This is a genomic window from Paenalcaligenes niemegkensis (assembly GCF_022230885.1).
Classification (GTDB): Bacteria; Pseudomonadota; Gammaproteobacteria; order Burkholderiales; family Burkholderiaceae_B; genus Paenalcaligenes; species Paenalcaligenes niemegkensis.
Genome location: NZ_JAKGCT010000004.1, coordinates 163,853 through 179,652 on the forward strand (window position 1 = coordinate 163,853; position 15,800 = coordinate 179,652).

The window sequence follows — 15,800 nt, forward strand, 5'->3', positions numbered from 1 at the left end:
GACACTTTGATGAATGGCTTTTTCTATGCAAGCCGAGTGTCTGGGCGCCACCTTAACCTTGTCTGGTGCTCTTGACCGCAATGTGGCTTAGCAAAGCAGGCAACAAAACGTGATTAGGCGTTCCATAAAGGCAGGCCTCCGGTTTTATCCAGGTGCGTTAAATACAGGCGTAAATCAAATTCATACTGAAAATAATCAGGCTCTATGTGCTGGCATAGCTGGTAGAAACTTTTGTTGTGATCCCGCTCTTTAAGGTGGGCGAGCTCGTGCACCACGATCATTCGCAGGAATGCATCGGGTACCACGCGAAATACCGTAGCGATACGAATTTCGTGTTTTGCCTTCAGGTTTTTGCCCTGTTTGCGAGAAATCGTAGTGTGTGTTCCCAAGGCATGGGCGATGACTTGTATTTTGCTGTCAAATGCGACTTTGCTGATCAGGGGGCTGTTTCGCATAGAGCGTTGCTTGATGCTGTCTACATAATCATATAAGGCTTTGTCGGTACGTATGGTGTGGACATCAGGATAGCGGGAGAGCAATGAGTCTCCCAGTCTTCCTTGTTCTGTTAACAGGCGAACTTTTGATAGCAGCTCTGGAGGATAGCCATTCAGATATTTCATGGTTAAGCCGGGTAAATACGTAGCTGGATAAACAGTTCATATTGTAAAGCTTTACCGTTTCTCGGCGCGAATTCACCGTACACCATTGATTCACGTCGGCGGCGATAAGGGGCGCCTGAATGAAAAAAGCAGCAAGGGCCAGTTAAGGCCCCTGCTGCTTTTCTGGGTGCGTCGCTCTGGCGGTCACCCGTTTGTCTAAAGCTTAAACTATGGGAACGAGGGGGTCGGTAACGCCCAATACATTAATCGCGAATAAGGTTATCAAGCCTGCAGCAATCAAATAGTAAAGAGTAGGCCAGATGGTTTTGCGTAGCACAGCGCCTTCGCGTCCCAGGAAGCCCACCGTGGCCGATGCTGCCACAACGTTGTGAATGGCAATCATGTTACCGGCGCCTGCGCCCACGGCTTGCACTGCCACAATCAGTGCACCTGAAATACCTAAGTTTGTGGCTACGCCGAACTGGAATTGGCTGAGCATCATATTACTGACTGTGTTGGAACCAGCAATAAAGGCACCTAAAGCACCCACGGCGGGAGCAAATGCTGGATAGATTTGCCCCACGCTGTCTGCTACCCATTGCGCCATCAGAATAGGCATGCTGGGGATATCGGCTGCATTAACGCCTGAGTTAATCAGGATACGAACCATGGGTACCGTAAACAGCAGTACGAAACCGGCTCCTAACAGCACTCGTGTTGATTCGCTTGTAGCAGCGCGCAACTCATCCCAGCGCATTTTATGCAGAAAGAAAGTGGCGATCACAACAATAACCAAAATGCCGCCGGGCAGGAAAACTGGCAAGAAGTCGCCCCCGATTCCAGCCTCTCCTAAAATATCTGTGAAGACAATGGCTACAGACTTCATGGCATCGCCTACAGGCTTGAAGACACGGCTGATTACCAGCAGCAATGCCACTAGTACATAAGGCATCCACGCCAAAAAGCTGGACATGGGCCGTTGTGTCATGTCTTCAATGCGTAACTCGATACTACCCAGCCACTCGCTTGGCCAGTCCTTGGCATCAGCGAAGTCCCAGCTTTCTTTGGGAACCAGGAAGCCACGTTTAGCAGCAAATGTGACTACCGCCAAACCAATCAGACCACCCAGCATTGACGGGAACTCAGGACCCAGGAATACGCCCGTTAAGGTGTAGGGGATGGTGAAGGCGAAAGCGGCGAAAATAGCAAAGGGAATAGCGGCGAAGCCATCACTCCATTTCTTGTTTTTGCCAAAGAAGCGAGTCAACATCAAAACCATTAACACCGGCATCAGGGTGCCGATAATGGCATGTGTAAACGCAACCTGCACCACAATCTGGTGGAAGTATTCGGTCCAGCTTGAGCCAGCAGCTACAAGCTGCTGGTTAATGGTGGCGGTATCAAGGCCAGTATTCACACCCACAATCATGGGTGTACCCACCGCACCAAACGATACCGGCGTACTTTGTACCATCATCCCCAGCATGACAGCAGCCATTGCGGGGAAGCCCAGGGCAACCAGCAAGGGGGCGGCGATGGCCGCAGGTGTTCCAAAACCCGAAGCGCCTTCAATAAAGCAGCCAAATAGCCAGGCCACAATAATGGCCTGTATGCGTCGATCCGGGCTGATGGACACGAATCCGGCACGTATGGCGGTGATGCCGCCTGAATGCTTCAGCGTATTTAGCAGCAAGATCGCGCCAAAAATGATCCAGATCAGCCCAATGGTAATAATCAGGCCCTGAATGGTTGAAGCCAGTACCCGGTTAACACTCATGTCCCATGCAAACAGAGCAACAAGCGCCGATAGCAGATAAACAATTGGCATGGAACGCGCCGCTGTCCAGCGTAGTCCCACCAATAATATGCCCGCCAATAAGATGGGGAAAAAGCTAGAAATGCTAATAAACCAGTTGACATACATCTTTCCTTGGCCGTGAACGTACTGCATTTATGTACGCGGAGATACTTATCGTAGGCAGGATCATGAATGAGTCTGCTGCGAAGTCAGTATTGGATTCTGTGAGGATTCATTGGTCTTACCTCTTGACCTTGTGCAAAGTGTAGAGTTTAGGTGTCTTCAGAGATGAGCGTCAATTAGGGGTATACACCCATAAGAAGCCCGTATTAAGCGCGTCTTAGAGGTCTTCGCTTTGTAATAATTGTTTTAGAAAACGATCAACAATGCGGTTGTAGCGTCGAGCCTTGCGCGTGGCTATCGTTAGCGAGACATCGAAATAAATGGCATCGGGCCTGATAGCACGCATCAAATTTCTGCGCACCCAGTTTGCAGCGTAATGGTCAGGTAGAAAGCCCATATAACCCCCTGTCAGAATCAGGAATGCGATGCCTTCGCGATCCGTGGCGGTGGCCGTGCAACGCAAGCGGTCATGCATGGCCACCGCCTGAGGAGTCATCCGGTAGGCAGGCGCAATAGCAGGCTGCTGATCCAGTAGGGCAATGTCGAGACTTTGACTTTGGGCAAACCAGGGGTGATCGTGGCTGCAGTACAGAAAGGAACGCTCGTCGTATAAAGGCACGTACTCCAGGTTCGATAAGGGGCTGACCAGCGGGAAGGCCCCCACATGCAGGCGTCCGTCCATTAAACCTAGTTCAATTTCGGTAGGGGTGCTCATGCTGATATTAATGAGAATTTCGTCGCTAATACCCTGAAGCGCACGCAGAGCATGAGTAATACGCATTTGGGGCTGAGTCACCAAATTATTCATCAAGCCAATGTTAAGTTCACCGCGCAAAGTGTGATGCAGCTGATTGATTTCAGTTTTAAAGCCTTCTACTGCAGCGAGCAAAGCGTTGGCGGAACCCAGCACCTGCCTGCCTTCATCGGTCAGCGCGAAACCTGCACGTCCCCGTTGGCATAGCCGCATCCCCAGGCGTTTTTCCAGATCGCTCATGTGCAGGCTGATGGCTGACGATGAAATGCCTAATAAGCGTTCGGCTGCGGAAAAACTTCCGGCTTCGACTACAGCCTTAAAGACACGCAGTAAACGCAATTCGAAATCACTGATTTGGGCGAGTGGATTATTAAGGCTCATTGCTTTAGTAAAACCATAACTGAAGTTGAATAGATTTGAATTTACCAAACAAACTACAGATCACAAACTAGAGTTATGGCTAATACTTAAAGATGGAGACAAAACAATGAATTACCCGGCACATGATCAGGTGTTTTTGACGGCTTCATTAAACCTTAAAGCGCACTGGATGCCTTTCAGTGCTAACCGCAACTTTCAGCATGACCCCCGCATGGTAGTGGCGGCCGAAGGTAATTATTTAATTGACGAAAAAGGCCGGCGGGTGTTTGATGCCCTGTCGGGTCTTTGGACATGTGGAGCAGGGCATTGCCGCGAGGAAATCAAGTACGCCGTGGCAAAACAGCTTGGTACGCTTGACTACGCACCGGCTTTTCAGTTTGGTCATCCGCTTTCGTTTAAGTTCGCAGAGGAACTTACGGCTCTGGTGCCAGACCCTTTGAATCACGTCTTTTTCACGAATTCGGGCTCCGAAGCAACTGACACGGCCGTGAAAATGGCCCGTGCTTATTGGCGCATTAGGGGCGCGCGCAAAAGACCAAATTAATCGGACGGGCGCGTGGTTATCATGGCGTCAATGTCGCGGGCACCAGTTTAGGTGGTATAGGCAGTAACCGAAAAATGTTCGGTCAGCTAATGGATGTGGAACATCTTCCTCATACCTTGCAGCCTGAACTGGCCTTTACTAAAGGGGCAGCCCAAACCGGAGGTATAGAGCTGGCAGACGAACTGCTGAAGCTGATTGAGCTGCATGATGCTTCAAATATTGCAGCAGTCATGATTGAGCCCATGTCTGGCTCGGCGGGTGTGATTGTACCGCCAGAGGGATACCTGAAACGCTTGCGTGAAATTTGCGATCAGCATGACATTCTATTGATTTTTGATGAGGTTATTACCGGTTTTGGCCGTTTGGGGAAAAACTGCGCTGCTGAATACTTTGGTGTAACGCCTGATCTGATGACCATTGCCAAGCAAATTACCAACGGCGCGGTGCCCATGGGAGGAGTTATTGTCTCGAAGGACATTTACGACACCTTTATGGGACAAGACTTACCCGAGCACGCTGTTGAGTTCGGCCATGGCTACACCTACTCGGCGCATCCTGTTGCCTGCGCGGCCGGCCGTGCTGCGCTTGAACTCTTGCAGCGGGAGCAACTGGTCCAACGCTCTGCTGAGCTGGCGCCGCACCTGGAAAAAGCCATTCATCAATTACGGGGAACTAAACACATCGTAGATATCCGTAATTTTGGCTTGGCGGGTGCGATTCAGTTGGCGCCCCGTGATGGCGATGCCACGATACGTCCTTTTGAAGCAGGCCTGGCCTTATGGAAAGCGGGGTTCTATGTGCGTTTTGGCGGCGACACGCTGCAGTTCGGCCCCACTTTTACCACCAGTCCTGAGGACCTGGATCGCCTGTTCGACGCGGTAGGTGAGGCCATTAGTAACGTAGCCTGATGGATTTAGCTGGTTTATCGGGTGCTTTTAGGCACCCGATTGTTTGGTTTATTTTGCCGTGGGCATCATAAATTCGGCGCCTTTTGCCGTGCTTTCAGGCCAGCGCTGCATGACCGATTTTTGCCTGGTATAAAAACGCACACCTTCCTCGCCATAGGCGTTCATATCGCCAAATAATGATGATTTCCAGCCCCCGAAGCCTTGCCAGGCCATGGGTACCGGAATGGGCACGTTAATACCCACCATTCCCACCTGAATTCGGCGGCTGAACTCGCGTGCGATATGACCATCTCGGGTATAGCAGGCCACGCCGTTGCCGAACTCGTGATCGTTGATAAGCTCAACCGCCTGGGCAAAGTTATCTACGCGTACACACGACAAGACGGGACCGAAAATTTCTTCCTTATAGATTTTCATGTCGGGCGTGACATGGTCAAACAGTGTTGCGCCGGTAAAAAATCCGTTTTCGTGGCCCGGGATGGAGCACCCGCGGCCATCGGTCAATAGCGTGGCTCCTTCGTCTACACCGGTTTGTATGTAGCTCTCGATACGATCACGGGCTTCGCGTGTGACGATAGGACCCATTTCGGCATCAGTCTCCATTCCGTTCTTTATCTTTAATGTTTTTATGCGGTCGATCAGCAGGGGAAGCACGCGCTCGGCGACATCGCCCACCATGACGGCCACGCTGATGGCCATGCAACGCTCGCCAGCCGAGCCGTAAGCCGCGCCTATCAATGCGTCTACGACTTGATCAATGTCGGCATCAGGCATCACCACCAGATGGTTTTTTGCCCCTCCCAGAGCTTGTACGCGTTTACCTTTTTTGGCACCAGTCTCATAAATATAGCGCGCGATAGGCGTGGAACCCACAAAGCTCAGCGCTTTGACGTGAGGGTGCTCAAGCAGTGCATCCACAGCGGCCTTGCCACCCTGAATTACATTGAACACTCCATCCGGTAATCCGGCCTGGCGCAGTAAGTCTGCCATCAAAAGACTGGGAGAGGGATCGCGCTCACTAGGTTTCAGGACAAAGGTATTACCGGTTGCAAGCGCGACCGGTATCATCCAAAGCGGTACCATACACGGAAAGTTGAAGGGGGTAACGCCAGCTACCACACCTAAAGGCTGACGTAGTGTCCAGTTGTCCATGCCAGTAGAGACCTGATCACTAAAGTCAGTTTTTAATAATTGGGGAATGCCGCAGGCGAATTCGACGATCTCAATGCCCCGGGTGACTTCTCCCTGGGCATCGCTAAACACCTTGCCATGTTCGGCGGTAATCATGGCAGCTAATTCGTCACGATGCTGATTGAGCAGCGCCAGGAACTGGTTCAATATTCGAGCCCGTCTAATGGGGGGCGTATCGGCCCAGGCAGGGAAAGCAGCCTGCGCAGCTGTGACTGCGGCCTGGACTTCATCGGATCCGCCCACCAGTATGGAACGGGCCACTTCTCCGGTAGCAGGGTTGAAAATCTCTTTTTTACGGGATGCATCCCCTGAATAAGGCTGATTATTAACCCAATGACTAATGTCCTGAGTTGATGTGTAAGGAGCGGGTTTCATGGTCGGCCTCGTGTAATGATGTGAGTAGATAAGATCCAGTGTAGAGACGAAACCATGATGCGCCTAGATCTAGATTCGTATTTAAATGTTTAGTTAAATGAACAATGGGGGCATAATAAAGCTTGTATCCCTTAGAGGTCTATTCTTATGTCTTTAGAGCGTATCGCCCCGGTATTGGCCGACCTGCACCTGCTAACCGTGTTGGCGCAAACCGGTAGTTTTACTCAGGCTGCGTCCCGATTGGGAATTTCAAAGGCCTCGGTAAGCATGCGTATTGCCAAGCTTGAGCGGGATGCGGGTGTGCCTCTGGTCAGGCGAACAACACGTTCTGTTAAATTAACTGAAGCTGGTCTGCAGCTATCAAGCGAGCTTGTGCATAGTTTTAATCAGATCAGCAAAAGTTTCACCATGATTCAAGACCTGGTGGGCGAGCCTCGCGGAAAACTGCGGGTAACGGCACCCGTGGCGTTAGGCCGACAAATGCTGGCCCCTTTAATCACCCGGTTTTTACAAGCTTATCCTGAAGTCACTATTGATTTAGAGCTTTCAGATGCATTGCTAAACCTGGAGCGTGAAGGTTTTGATCTGGCGATCCGGCATACACAGAGCCCCCTGAAACCTATGTAGCCTGGAAGCTTTGTGCCGCAGAATCATGGTTGCTGGCTACGCCAGGTTATCTCGAGCAGCGCGGGACGCCGAGGCATCCCGCAGATCTGATTCAACACCAGTGTTTGCAATATTTGCGTGGCGAGCGTATTGGGACCTGGAGCTTTGAGCCCAGAAGGGCCCCAGGCGAGGCGGAGAATGCGCATGTGCAGGTGCTAATACGAGGCCCGCTTAGCGTGAACAATAGTGAAATACTTCGTTCAGCCGCTCTGGCGGGCCTGGGTATTGCTGTATTGCCGGATTTTTCGGCTAAAGAGGAAGTTGAACGAGGTACCTTGCTACCTATCCTGACTGACTGGCGTCCACTGGGCGGTTTTGGTGACGGCATTTTTGCTATGCGGCCGTGGTCGCCCAGTGTGCCTAAATCGGTACGAAGCCTGGTAAGTTTTTTACAAGCAGCGTTGGCGGCAACGCCTATGCCCCCTATGCCTTAGAGCTTTCCATACGCAAATCGCCTTCGCGGATCCAGCGCTGTTGCTGCAGCAGCCAGGTGATGCCAATACAAAGCAGGGCAGGGGCCAGAAAATGAAGCAGACCAATGGATAGCCATACCGAACTGCTATGCCCCATTGCCTCTAAGGTGCCCACCTGGCCCACGAAGCCACTGGTACCCATTCCCGAACCTGTGGGAATGTTCTTCATGCCAAAGACCAGCGTTGCAATGGGTCCCAGTATGGCAGCGGTCAAGGTGGGCGGGATCAAAATAAGCGGGTTTCGGACGATATTGGGCAGTTGCAGCATGCTCGTTCCCAAGCCTATGCCTAAAAGCCCTGAACTTCCGTTCTCGCGATAGCTCATGACAGCGAAGCCGATCATTTGGGCGCAGCATCCCACCGTTGCGGCTCCGCCCGCTAGCCCTCCGAGCTCCAGCGAAATCGCCAGCGCAGCACTGGAGGTGGGGCCGGTCAAGATCACGCCCATCAATACCGAAATGATGATGCTCATAAAGAATGGCTGCAGCGTCATTGCCCATTCTATGGTCTGACCCGTTGCGCGCATCATGTCGCCTAGCCAAGGGGCGACCCAATGGGCGACCAGCGCCCCTGTGATCAGCGCTGTTGCCGGGGTGGCGATAATATCAATGGGAGTGCTTTTATGTACGAGTTTGCTGAGTTCGGTACTGATAGCAACCGCTACAAAACAGCCGACCGGACCTCCACCCACCTGTACCGCCAGCGAGCCCACAATGGCGCTGGTAAATATCACCATGGCGGGGGCCTGCAAGCCATAGGCAATGCCTACGCCGATGGCTGCTCCCATTCCTGACTGTGCCATTGCTCCAATATCTATAAGCCAGGCTTGTCCGGTCCAGGTTCCTACCGTCTTTAAAATCAAGCCTATAACCAATGAGCTGAATAATCCCAGCGTCATGTAATTAAGCGCTTCTATGCCATAGCGACGTAGTGAGAACTCCACATTACGCTCGCGTAAGAACGTAGAAACCGACATAAACTCACCTTGAGCATAATTAGAGAAGCCTCTAGTTTATAGGAAGATTTGCATGCGGGTGAAAAATATTGTGCTGTGGAAGGATTTGTTTGAAAGCTGGGGGTAGTCACCTTCTCCTGCTCCGTGCTTGCTTAGCGTTGAGCGTGCTGCGTCACAACATCAGCTTAAGCCCTTCATGAGAGGCTATGAACCCAAGGCTTTCGTAAAAACGTACGGCATCAGTGCGTTGCTTATCGCTGTTAAGCTGGACCAGGCTGCAGCCGGCATCCCGGGCCAGGCCAACTGCATACTCAAAGAACTGATGCCCAATGCGTTTTCCTCGGTGCTGGCTGCTGACTCTTACCCCTTCGATTTGAGCCCTGAGCATTCCTCCGCGCGACAGGCCAGGAATCAGGGTTAATTGCAGAACACCGACGACCTCATCGCCCAGCGTAGCCACCATCACCGTGTTTCCTGCCTGTGCGTTGATGGCCTCCAGGGCCGCAGCATAATCTGGCAAATACTGCATGCCATCGCGTGTGACGCCAAGCATGTCTTCAGACAGCAATGTTGCAATGGCGGGAAGGTCATCATGCTCGGCTTCACGAAAAAATAAATCTACAGTGCTGTTTTTCATCGGGCGTACTCCGTAATAGAAGAGTGGGCATTCTGGATGTTTTATCGAGAGTGCCGGGGTGAAAGCGTAAAACCATGACGCAATTTCTCTATCTTATTCGGATGTTGCGAGAAAGTTTAGGGGCGCTGGATGATCAGGACGTTAGGTGTACGACAACCATAGAATGCGTTCGAAATCCCGCAACAATGAATAGTCCCGGGTAAGTTATATTTGCCCTTGTTCATCGGGAGTGGGCTGGAAATAAGGGCAGCAGATGCTCGCCCAGCTCGTCGATTACCTCCGCCGCGGGACGCCGTTGTGGTTTGAAGTGCAATGCGACGTGGGACACACCTTGTTCTTGCTGGCGTAGCCAGAGCTCACGCAGCGCATTGCGCCCGGCGCGAAGCACGCGGCCGGGCTGGACGGGAGCGTTGGGATCACGATCCAGATCGAATAGGGTTCCGTAGCCATAGGGTTTGAAAATACCGGGAGTGCTGGCGGCACGCCATTGCCTGATGATTTCAGGTATACGCAAAGGATTGGAAATATAGGAGATAATGCCGTCGCTATTCTGGGCAGTCCAGTCGGTTGTCTGTCCCGCATGCCCAATGATGATAGTGGGAAGCCGTGCCGCTACGGGTTTGGGGTGGCCAATCCCAGCAGGAAGCGGCCACCCAACAACTGGTCCACGATTGTCGCTTGCTTGGCTACAATCAGCGGATCGCGTAGCGGCAACACAATTCCAGCAGTGCCGATGGCGATGCGCCGAGTGACTCAGGCCAATATCAGTCCGCAAGGAAGGTTGCGTATCGGCTTGCCGCAACTGGGAAAGTATCTGTTGCCACAGTTGGTTGAGTTTCAGCAGGAGTTTCCGAGCATCGAGCTTGAGCTGAGCTTCAGTGACCGTCTGGTCAATGTGATTGACGAAGGGTTTGATGCAGTGATCCGAATTGGCGAGATTGGCGATTCACGGTTGACGATGCGCCGCCTTACCGGATATCGGCACCGTTTAGTGGCTGCGCCAGCTTATTTGGCGCAGCATGGAACCCCTACGCGCCCGGCCGATCTTGCATCCCACGCCTGTTTGCGCTACCGCTACCCGACTAGCGGAAGGCTGGAGCCCTGGCCATTACTTGTAAAAGGGCGTCCTGTCTCTGTAGATCTTCCGCAATCCGCTATTGCCGATGTGACTCAAGCGTTGCAGGCGATGGCCGAAGCGGGACTGGGAATTGCGTTTTTGCCAGATTTTACGGTGGCTGACGCTATTTCAACTGGCCAATTGATCGTGGTGCTTGAAAAGCATATCGACGATCATCAAGATGTCTCTATCTTGTGGCCATCCGGGCGCCAGTCGCTGCCCAAAATCAAGGTGTTTGTGGACTTCATGGTTAGCAGGCTTGGGGGTGCCTGATGCGAAATCAGCATGATTGCTAGATTTTAGGCAAAAAAATAGACGTCTGTTGACGTCTGTTTTTTTATCAGTGGTGCCCAGGAGAGGACTCGAACCTCCACACCTTGCGGCACATGGACCTGAACCATGCGCGTCTACCAATTCCGCCACCTGGGCATATCGTTGTATGCTATGACTTTATAAACTTATAGAGTCGTATTTAAACGAAAAGTTCGCACTGTTTCGAGAAAGATGAGATTATAAGCATAACTTTTTTAAATTGGAAGCTCTTTTGGTTAAAAAATCTCAACAACCAACTTATAACAAGTCGGCCGGCGACGGTTCGTACGAGTTGCCTCCTGATTTTGACCCTCAAATTCCTAGCCGTGAAGCCATTCTGCAGTTGTTACGAGATAACAGCGACTCACTGACAGTCGATGGCCTGGCAGCCTTAACAGGGATCAGTTTCCCTCTGCCTGTGGGTGCTGAACGTCGCTTGGCAGCGATGCAGCGCGATGGGCAAATCGTTATAGACGCTGAAGGCCTGATCACTGCGAGCAATCAAACAGAGTTTATTGCCGGACGCGTGCAGGGCCATCGTGACGGTTTTGGCTTTTTAATACGCGATGACCGCGGTCAGGATTTATTTCTGGCGCCACGAGAAATGTTGCGTGTTTTGCACGGTGACCGCGTGCTGGTGCGGCCCGATGGCGAATACCGTGGTAAGCCCGAAGCCGTTATTGTTGAAGTGCTAGAGCGGCACACAGATAAGCTGGTGGGGCGCTTTGTATCCGAGCACGGCATTTATACCGTTATTCCAGAAGACCAGCGTATCAAGCACGACATTCGCATCGCGCCTGCCGATATCGGCAAGGCCAAGCCCGGACAAGTCGTCATGATCGAGATTACGCGCCAGCCTGCGCGACACACACAGCCTATGGGCAAGATCATCGATGTGCTGGGTGAAATCGATGACCCGGGCATGGAGATCGAAATTGCAGTGCGTAAATTCGATGTGCCATTTGAGTTCAGCGATGCCGCCTTGCGTCAGTCAGAACGTGTTCCTGAGCACGTGCGGCAATCTGAATTTAAAGGTCGCCTCGACCTGCGCGACTTGCCCTTCATTACGATTGATGGTGAAGACGCCCGCGATTTTGATGATGCAGTCTATTGCGAAGAAATCAACGTGGGCCGCGGTTTGCGGCATCGGCCAGGCTGGCGTCTGTTAGTCGCTATTGCCGACGTCAGCCACTATGTGCGTCCGGGCGATGGTATAGATCATGATGCCCTTGAGCGCGGCACCAGTGTGTATTTTCCGCGTCGCGTTATTCCGATGCTGCCCGAAGCCTTGTCCAACGGCATTTGCTCTCTGAATCCCGCGCAAGACAGGCTGGTCCTGGTCTGCGACATGGTGATTCCCGCCGATGGAGCTACTGAAGGCACAGTCACCGCCTACCAGTTTTATGAAGCGGTTATTCATTCGCATGCACGCACGACCTATACCGAGGTATGGGAAGCCTTGCAGCAGCCTACGGGACCTGCAGCTCAGGGGTGTCCGAGGTTCTGGAGCAGCTTCAGTCCTCTTATGGTCTATACCGTGCGCTGGCGCAACAGCGCAAGAACCGTGGGGCCATTGATTTTGATACCGTCGAAACAAGAATTGTGTGTAATCCGCTGGGGCGAATTGAGCGTATTGAACCTTTGGTTCGTAATGATGCCCATAAGCTGATTGAAGAGTTTATGCTGGCTGCCAACACCTGCGCGGCAGATTTTATGTCACGCAATCGCCGCAATGGATTGTATCGTGTGCACGAAGGCCCTACTCCCGAGAAACTTCTTAAGTTTCGCGAATACTTGCGAACTTTGGGTTTAACGCTCGAAGGCGGAGACGAACCGTCTACGGCCGATTATGCTGCCGTAATACAGCAAGCCAAGGGCCGTAGCGATTTTGAAATCATACAGACCATGTGCCTGCGTTCGATGCAACAGGCCATTTATAGTCCTGAAAAGGCAGGTCACTTCGGACTGTCTTACAAGCTATATACACACTTTACCTCGCCCATTCGACGTTACCCTGATCTGCTGACGCATCGGGTAATCAAGAGCATCTTGCACGGCAAACGCTATCGCCCTGATATCGAAGAAGAGCCCGGTGATGAGCAGCTCAGCGTCGCCAAGCGCGAATACATTCTATGGGAACGCCTTGGAACAATGCTTTCAGAGCGTGAGCGCCGTGCTGATGATGCGTCTTACGATGTTCAGGCGTGGCTGAAGTGCTTCTTTGTTAAAGAACACGTCGGCGAGGTCTTTAGCGGCAAAATTACCGGTGTGGCTAATTTCGGTATTTTTATCACTTTGGATACGTTGTTCGTAGAAGGCATGGTTCATATTTCTGAACTGGGTTCCGACTACTTCGTCTATAACGAATCCACCCATGATTTACGGGGTGAGCGCACCGGTCTGCGGTATAAGTTAACGGATGCGGTGCAGGTTCAGGTGGCACGAGTCGATCTTGAAGCAAGACGTATTGATTTCCGTTTGGTGCAAGGGACCAGCTTTAAGGCGTTAACCGGGCCGGGCAATGCCGACCGTACAGGCCGTCCTCAAAAAAGCGGCGTCTACCAAACCTAAAGAATTGCAAGGAACCACCTCAAGTCAACGTCGGGCTGCAGCTAAAAAGGCCGCCCGCGATCAGGCAACAAAAGCCCGATCCGAGGCTCGCAAAGCAAAGCGTCAAAAGCGCTAGTTGAGCGTACAATATGGGATGTACCGGGCGCTTTTAAGCGCCCATCCACTTTTTGGCTGTCAAGAAATGCCTGGGTAGGCGAAGGAAAATTATGGCGCTGCAAATGTTAGCGGGCTTTCATGCGGTGCGTGCACGTATTCGTCATGCAGCCAGCTCAATTAAAGAGCTCTACATAGAAGAAGCGCGGCGCGACAAACGCATGCAAAGCTTCATCGAGCAAGCCGAGAGCCAGGGCTTGAAAATCGTCTTTGTCGATAAGAAGCGCTTGGACACCATTGCTCGCGGCGTACGCCACCAGGGAGTGGTGGCAATGGCTACAGAAGCCGAACTCGCCATGGACGTGGACGAGTTGCTTGACCTATTGGAAGACAAGGGCGAAAAGCCGCTATTGCTGTTGTTAGACAGCGTGACAGATCCCCATAATCTAGGTGCCTGCCTACGTTCAGCTGACGCTGCCGGCTGCCATGCGGTTATCGCACCCCGAGACCGGGCGGTAGGCTTAAATGCAACGGTGCGCAGGGTGGCGTGTGGCGCTGCCGAGACCACACCTTACTTAACGGTCACCAATCTGGCCCGTACCATGCGTAGCCTTAAAGAGCGTGATGTCTGGGTAGTGGGTACGGATGACCAGGCAGAAAACAGCATCCATGACATTGACGTCACGCGTGGTATCGCCTGGGTTATGGGTGCGGAAGGTGAAGGCATGCGCCGCCTGACACGTGAGACCTGTGACGAGCTGGTATCCATCCCCATGATCGGGTCGGTTGAAAGCTTGAACGTCAGCGTGGCCAGCGCAGTCTGCCTGTATGAAAGTGTGCGTCAACGCCGTTCTGTCTAGGTGCTGAGCTGCACTGCCAGATCATCTGTTTTTCTTTATAGCAATAATGTATAAAGAAGATACTCATGATTGATATCGCTTGCGGCGATAATAGCTAGCCCTGCACAGACTGCTGTTCGAGCATTCATGTTGATTTAGTCGCGGCGCGTAGGCGCCGTTTTTGCGTGTGGTCTTTGTACCCGCGTGAGTCCGTACTTTGAGTCTAATTATGTCAAAAAACGGTTTTACTACCGAAATACTTCATTCTGATCGCCGCACCGGATGTGAATTTGGCGCAGTCCATCAGCCGCTGCACCCTTCTGCGGAGTATGCCTTCGCCGATGCTCGTGAGTTAGCTGCAGTATTTCAGGGTAAGCCGGGCTTTAGCTATTCGCGTCAGGGCACGCCCACTACCGCTGCGCTCGAGAAAAAGCTGACGCATATGGAGCAGGGGATTGGCAGCGTGAGTTTTGCGACGGGCATGGCCGCCTTGAGCGCTACATTCTTCACTTTGTTGAAGGCGGGTGATCACCTGATTTGCAGCAAGTATATATTTGGCAATACCAATAGTCTGCTAGGCACTTTGCAGGGGCTGGGTGTTGAAATTACTTTGGTAGATGCAACCGATGTCGAAGCGGTAAAACAAGCCAAGCGTTCCAATACCATAATGGTATTCACAGAAACCATCGCCAATCCAGGTACGCAAATTGCCGATTTAGAAGCTATAGGCGAGTGGTGCAAGACTGAAGGTTTGCTGTATGTAGTCGACAACACTCTGTCAACTCCATGGCTGTCGCCAGCCAGGCTGTTTGGTGCTGGCCTGGCCGTTAACTCCTTGTCCAAGCATATCGCCGGCCATGGCAACGCCCTGGGCGGCATGGTAACCGATACAGGCCTGTTTGACTGGTCACGTTATCCAAACATTTCATCTGCTTATCAGCAGGGCAATGCGAAAGGGTGGGGGCTGACACAAATCAAAAAGAAAGGTCTGCGAGACATGGGGGGAACCTTGTCGTCGGATGCTGCCCATCGGGTAGCCACGGGCATGGAAACCTTGCCTTTGCGTATGGCCAAGGCCTGCGATAACGCCTGCCAGTTGGCGCACTACCTGGCAGGGCATCCATCTGTTACCACGGTGCTTTACCCAGGTCTGAGCAGTCATCCTCAGCACCGGCGTGCCACGAGTCTGTTTAACGGGCGTTATGGCACATTAATGGGTGTAGAGTTAGCCGCCGATATTGATGTGTTCGACTTTCTAAACAAACTGAAGGTCGTTGTGCTGTCTACCCATCTGGGTGATACCCGAAGCCTGACGTTACCTGTAGCTCATACGATTTACTATGAGATGGGTGCGGAGCAGCGAGCACTGATGGGAATCGGTGATAATTTGCTAAGAATATCAATTGGAATCGAGGATTATGCCGATTTAGAAGGTGATTTTGCCCAGGCTTTGGAAGCGTAATT

General features: G+C 52.2%; 11 protein-coding genes, 1 tRNA gene and 3 pseudogenes. 6 read left to right on the forward strand and 9 right to left on the reverse strand.

The window, feature by feature from the left end:
• Window positions 1–113 precede the first annotated feature (113 nt).
• From L1889_RS04695 to L1889_RS04705, 3 genes are all read right to left on the reverse strand, one after another.
• The gene (locus tag L1889_RS04695) at window positions 114–620 is read right to left on the reverse strand and encodes a M48 metallopeptidase family protein (RefSeq protein ID WP_238664138.1); all 507 of its coding nucleotides are present in this window, start codon (window positions 618–620) and stop codon (window positions 114–116) included.
• 202 nt (window positions 621–822) lie between these two features.
• Window positions 823–2,550 (reverse strand): L-lactate permease, encoded by a 1,728-nt coding sequence (locus tag L1889_RS04700; protein WP_308217596.1) that lies wholly within the window; start codon window positions 2,548–2,550, stop codon window positions 823–825.
• 187 nt (window positions 2,551–2,737) lie between these two features.
• A complete protein-coding gene (locus L1889_RS04705; protein ID WP_238664141.1) occupies window positions 2,738–3,655 on the reverse strand; it encodes a LysR family transcriptional regulator in 918 nt (305 codons plus the stop codon).
• Window positions 3,656–3,761: 106 nt separating this feature from the next.
• Here L1889_RS04705 and aptA point away from each other — a divergent pair.
• Window positions 3,762–5,107 (forward strand): annotated as a pseudogene (gene aptA / locus L1889_RS04710) (omega-aminotransferase AptA).
• A gap of 48 nt (window positions 5,108–5,155) precedes the next feature.
• Here the strand turns inward: aptA and L1889_RS04715 are convergent.
• The gene (locus L1889_RS04715; RefSeq protein WP_238664142.1) at window positions 5,156–6,673 is read right to left on the reverse strand and encodes a CoA-acylating methylmalonate-semialdehyde dehydrogenase; all 1,518 of its coding nucleotides are present in this window, start codon (window positions 6,671–6,673) and stop codon (window positions 5,156–5,158) included.
• Window positions 6,674–6,820: 147 nt separating this feature from the next.
• Between L1889_RS04715 and L1889_RS04720 the strand changes: the two are divergent.
• A pseudogene (locus L1889_RS04720) lies at window positions 6,821–7,773 on the forward strand (LysR family transcriptional regulator).
• On the opposite strand, the gene L1889_RS04725 reads toward L1889_RS04720, so the two are convergent.
• From L1889_RS04725 to L1889_RS19085, 4 genes are all read right to left on the reverse strand, one after another.
• Window positions 7,763–8,788, reverse strand: a complete 1,026-nt coding sequence (locus L1889_RS04725; RefSeq protein WP_238664145.1) for a PTS sugar transporter subunit IIC — start codon at window positions 8,786–8,788, stop codon at window positions 7,763–7,765. The pseudogene L1889_RS04720 and the gene L1889_RS04725 sit on opposite strands and share 11 nt — an antisense overlap.
• 151 nt (window positions 8,789–8,939) lie before the next feature.
• On the reverse strand, window positions 8,940–9,404 hold the full coding sequence (locus L1889_RS04730; protein ID WP_238664146.1) for a GNAT family N-acetyltransferase: 465 nt from the start codon (window positions 9,402–9,404) through the stop codon (window positions 8,940–8,942).
• 220 nt (window positions 9,405–9,624) lie between these two features.
• Window positions 9,625–9,918 (reverse strand): LLM class oxidoreductase, encoded by a 294-nt coding sequence (locus L1889_RS19080; RefSeq protein ID WP_372871184.1) that lies wholly within the window; start codon window positions 9,916–9,918, stop codon window positions 9,625–9,627.
• Between the two features lie 98 nt (window positions 9,919–10,016).
• Window positions 10,017–10,121 (reverse strand): LLM class flavin-dependent oxidoreductase, encoded by a 105-nt coding sequence (locus tag L1889_RS19085; protein ID WP_372871186.1) that lies wholly within the window; start codon window positions 10,119–10,121, stop codon window positions 10,017–10,019.
• Between the two features lie 31 nt (window positions 10,122–10,152).
• Between L1889_RS19085 and L1889_RS04740 the strand changes: the two genes are divergently transcribed.
• Window positions 10,153–10,794, forward strand: a complete 642-nt coding sequence (locus L1889_RS04740) for a LysR substrate-binding domain-containing protein (protein ID WP_238664149.1) — start codon at window positions 10,153–10,155, stop codon at window positions 10,792–10,794.
• 71 nt (window positions 10,795–10,865) lie between these two features.
• Here L1889_RS04740 and L1889_RS04745 read toward each other — a convergent pair.
• A tRNA-Leu gene (locus L1889_RS04745) sits at window positions 10,866–10,950 on the reverse strand.
• A 115-nt stretch (window positions 10,951–11,065) separates the two neighbouring features.
• Here L1889_RS04745 and rnr point away from each other — a divergent pair.
• From rnr to L1889_RS04760, 3 genes and pseudogenes are all read left to right on the forward strand, one after another.
• Window positions 11,066–13,519 (forward strand): annotated as a pseudogene (gene rnr / locus L1889_RS04750) (ribonuclease R).
• A gap of 91 nt (window positions 13,520–13,610) precedes the next feature.
• Entirely contained in the window at window positions 13,611–14,357 is a 747-nt protein-coding gene (rlmB, locus tag L1889_RS04755; RefSeq protein WP_257793848.1) for a 23S rRNA (guanosine(2251)-2'-O)-methyltransferase RlmB, read from the forward strand.
• 208 nt (window positions 14,358–14,565) lie between these two features.
• Entirely contained in the window at window positions 14,566–15,798 is a 1,233-nt protein-coding gene (locus L1889_RS04760) for a cystathionine gamma-synthase family protein (protein WP_238664152.1), read from the forward strand.
• Window positions 15,799–15,800: the final 2 nt, after the last annotated feature.

Bases quoted from the DNA above. Each gene is read 5' to 3' on its own strand.
- L1889_RS04695 (WP_238664138.1), bottom strand. From the start codon at position 620: ATGAAATATCTGAATGGCTATCCTCCAGAGCTGCTATCAAAAGTTCGC.
- L1889_RS04700 (WP_308217596.1), bottom strand. From the start codon at position 2,550: ATGCAGTACGTTCACGGCCAAGGAAAGATGTATGTCAACTGGTTTATT.
- L1889_RS04705 (WP_238664141.1), bottom strand. From the start codon at position 3,655: ATGAGCCTTAATAATCCACTCGCCCAAATCAGTGATTTCGAATTGCGT.
- L1889_RS04715 (WP_238664142.1), bottom strand. From the start codon at position 6,673: ATGAAACCCGCTCCTTACACATCAACTCAGGACATTAGTCATTGGGTT.
- L1889_RS04725 (WP_238664145.1), bottom strand. From the start codon at position 8,788: ATGTCGGTTTCTACGTTCTTACGCGAGCGTAATGTGGAGTTCTCACTA.
- L1889_RS04730 (WP_238664146.1), bottom strand. From the start codon at position 9,404: ATGAAAAACAGCACTGTAGATTTATTTTTTCGTGAAGCCGAGCATGAT.
- rlmB (WP_257793848.1), top strand. From the start codon at position 13,611: ATGGCGCTGCAAATGTTAGCGGGCTTTCATGCGGTGCGTGCACGTATT.
- L1889_RS04760 (WP_238664152.1), top strand. From the start codon at position 14,566: ATGTCAAAAAACGGTTTTACTACCGAAATACTTCATTCTGATCGCCGC.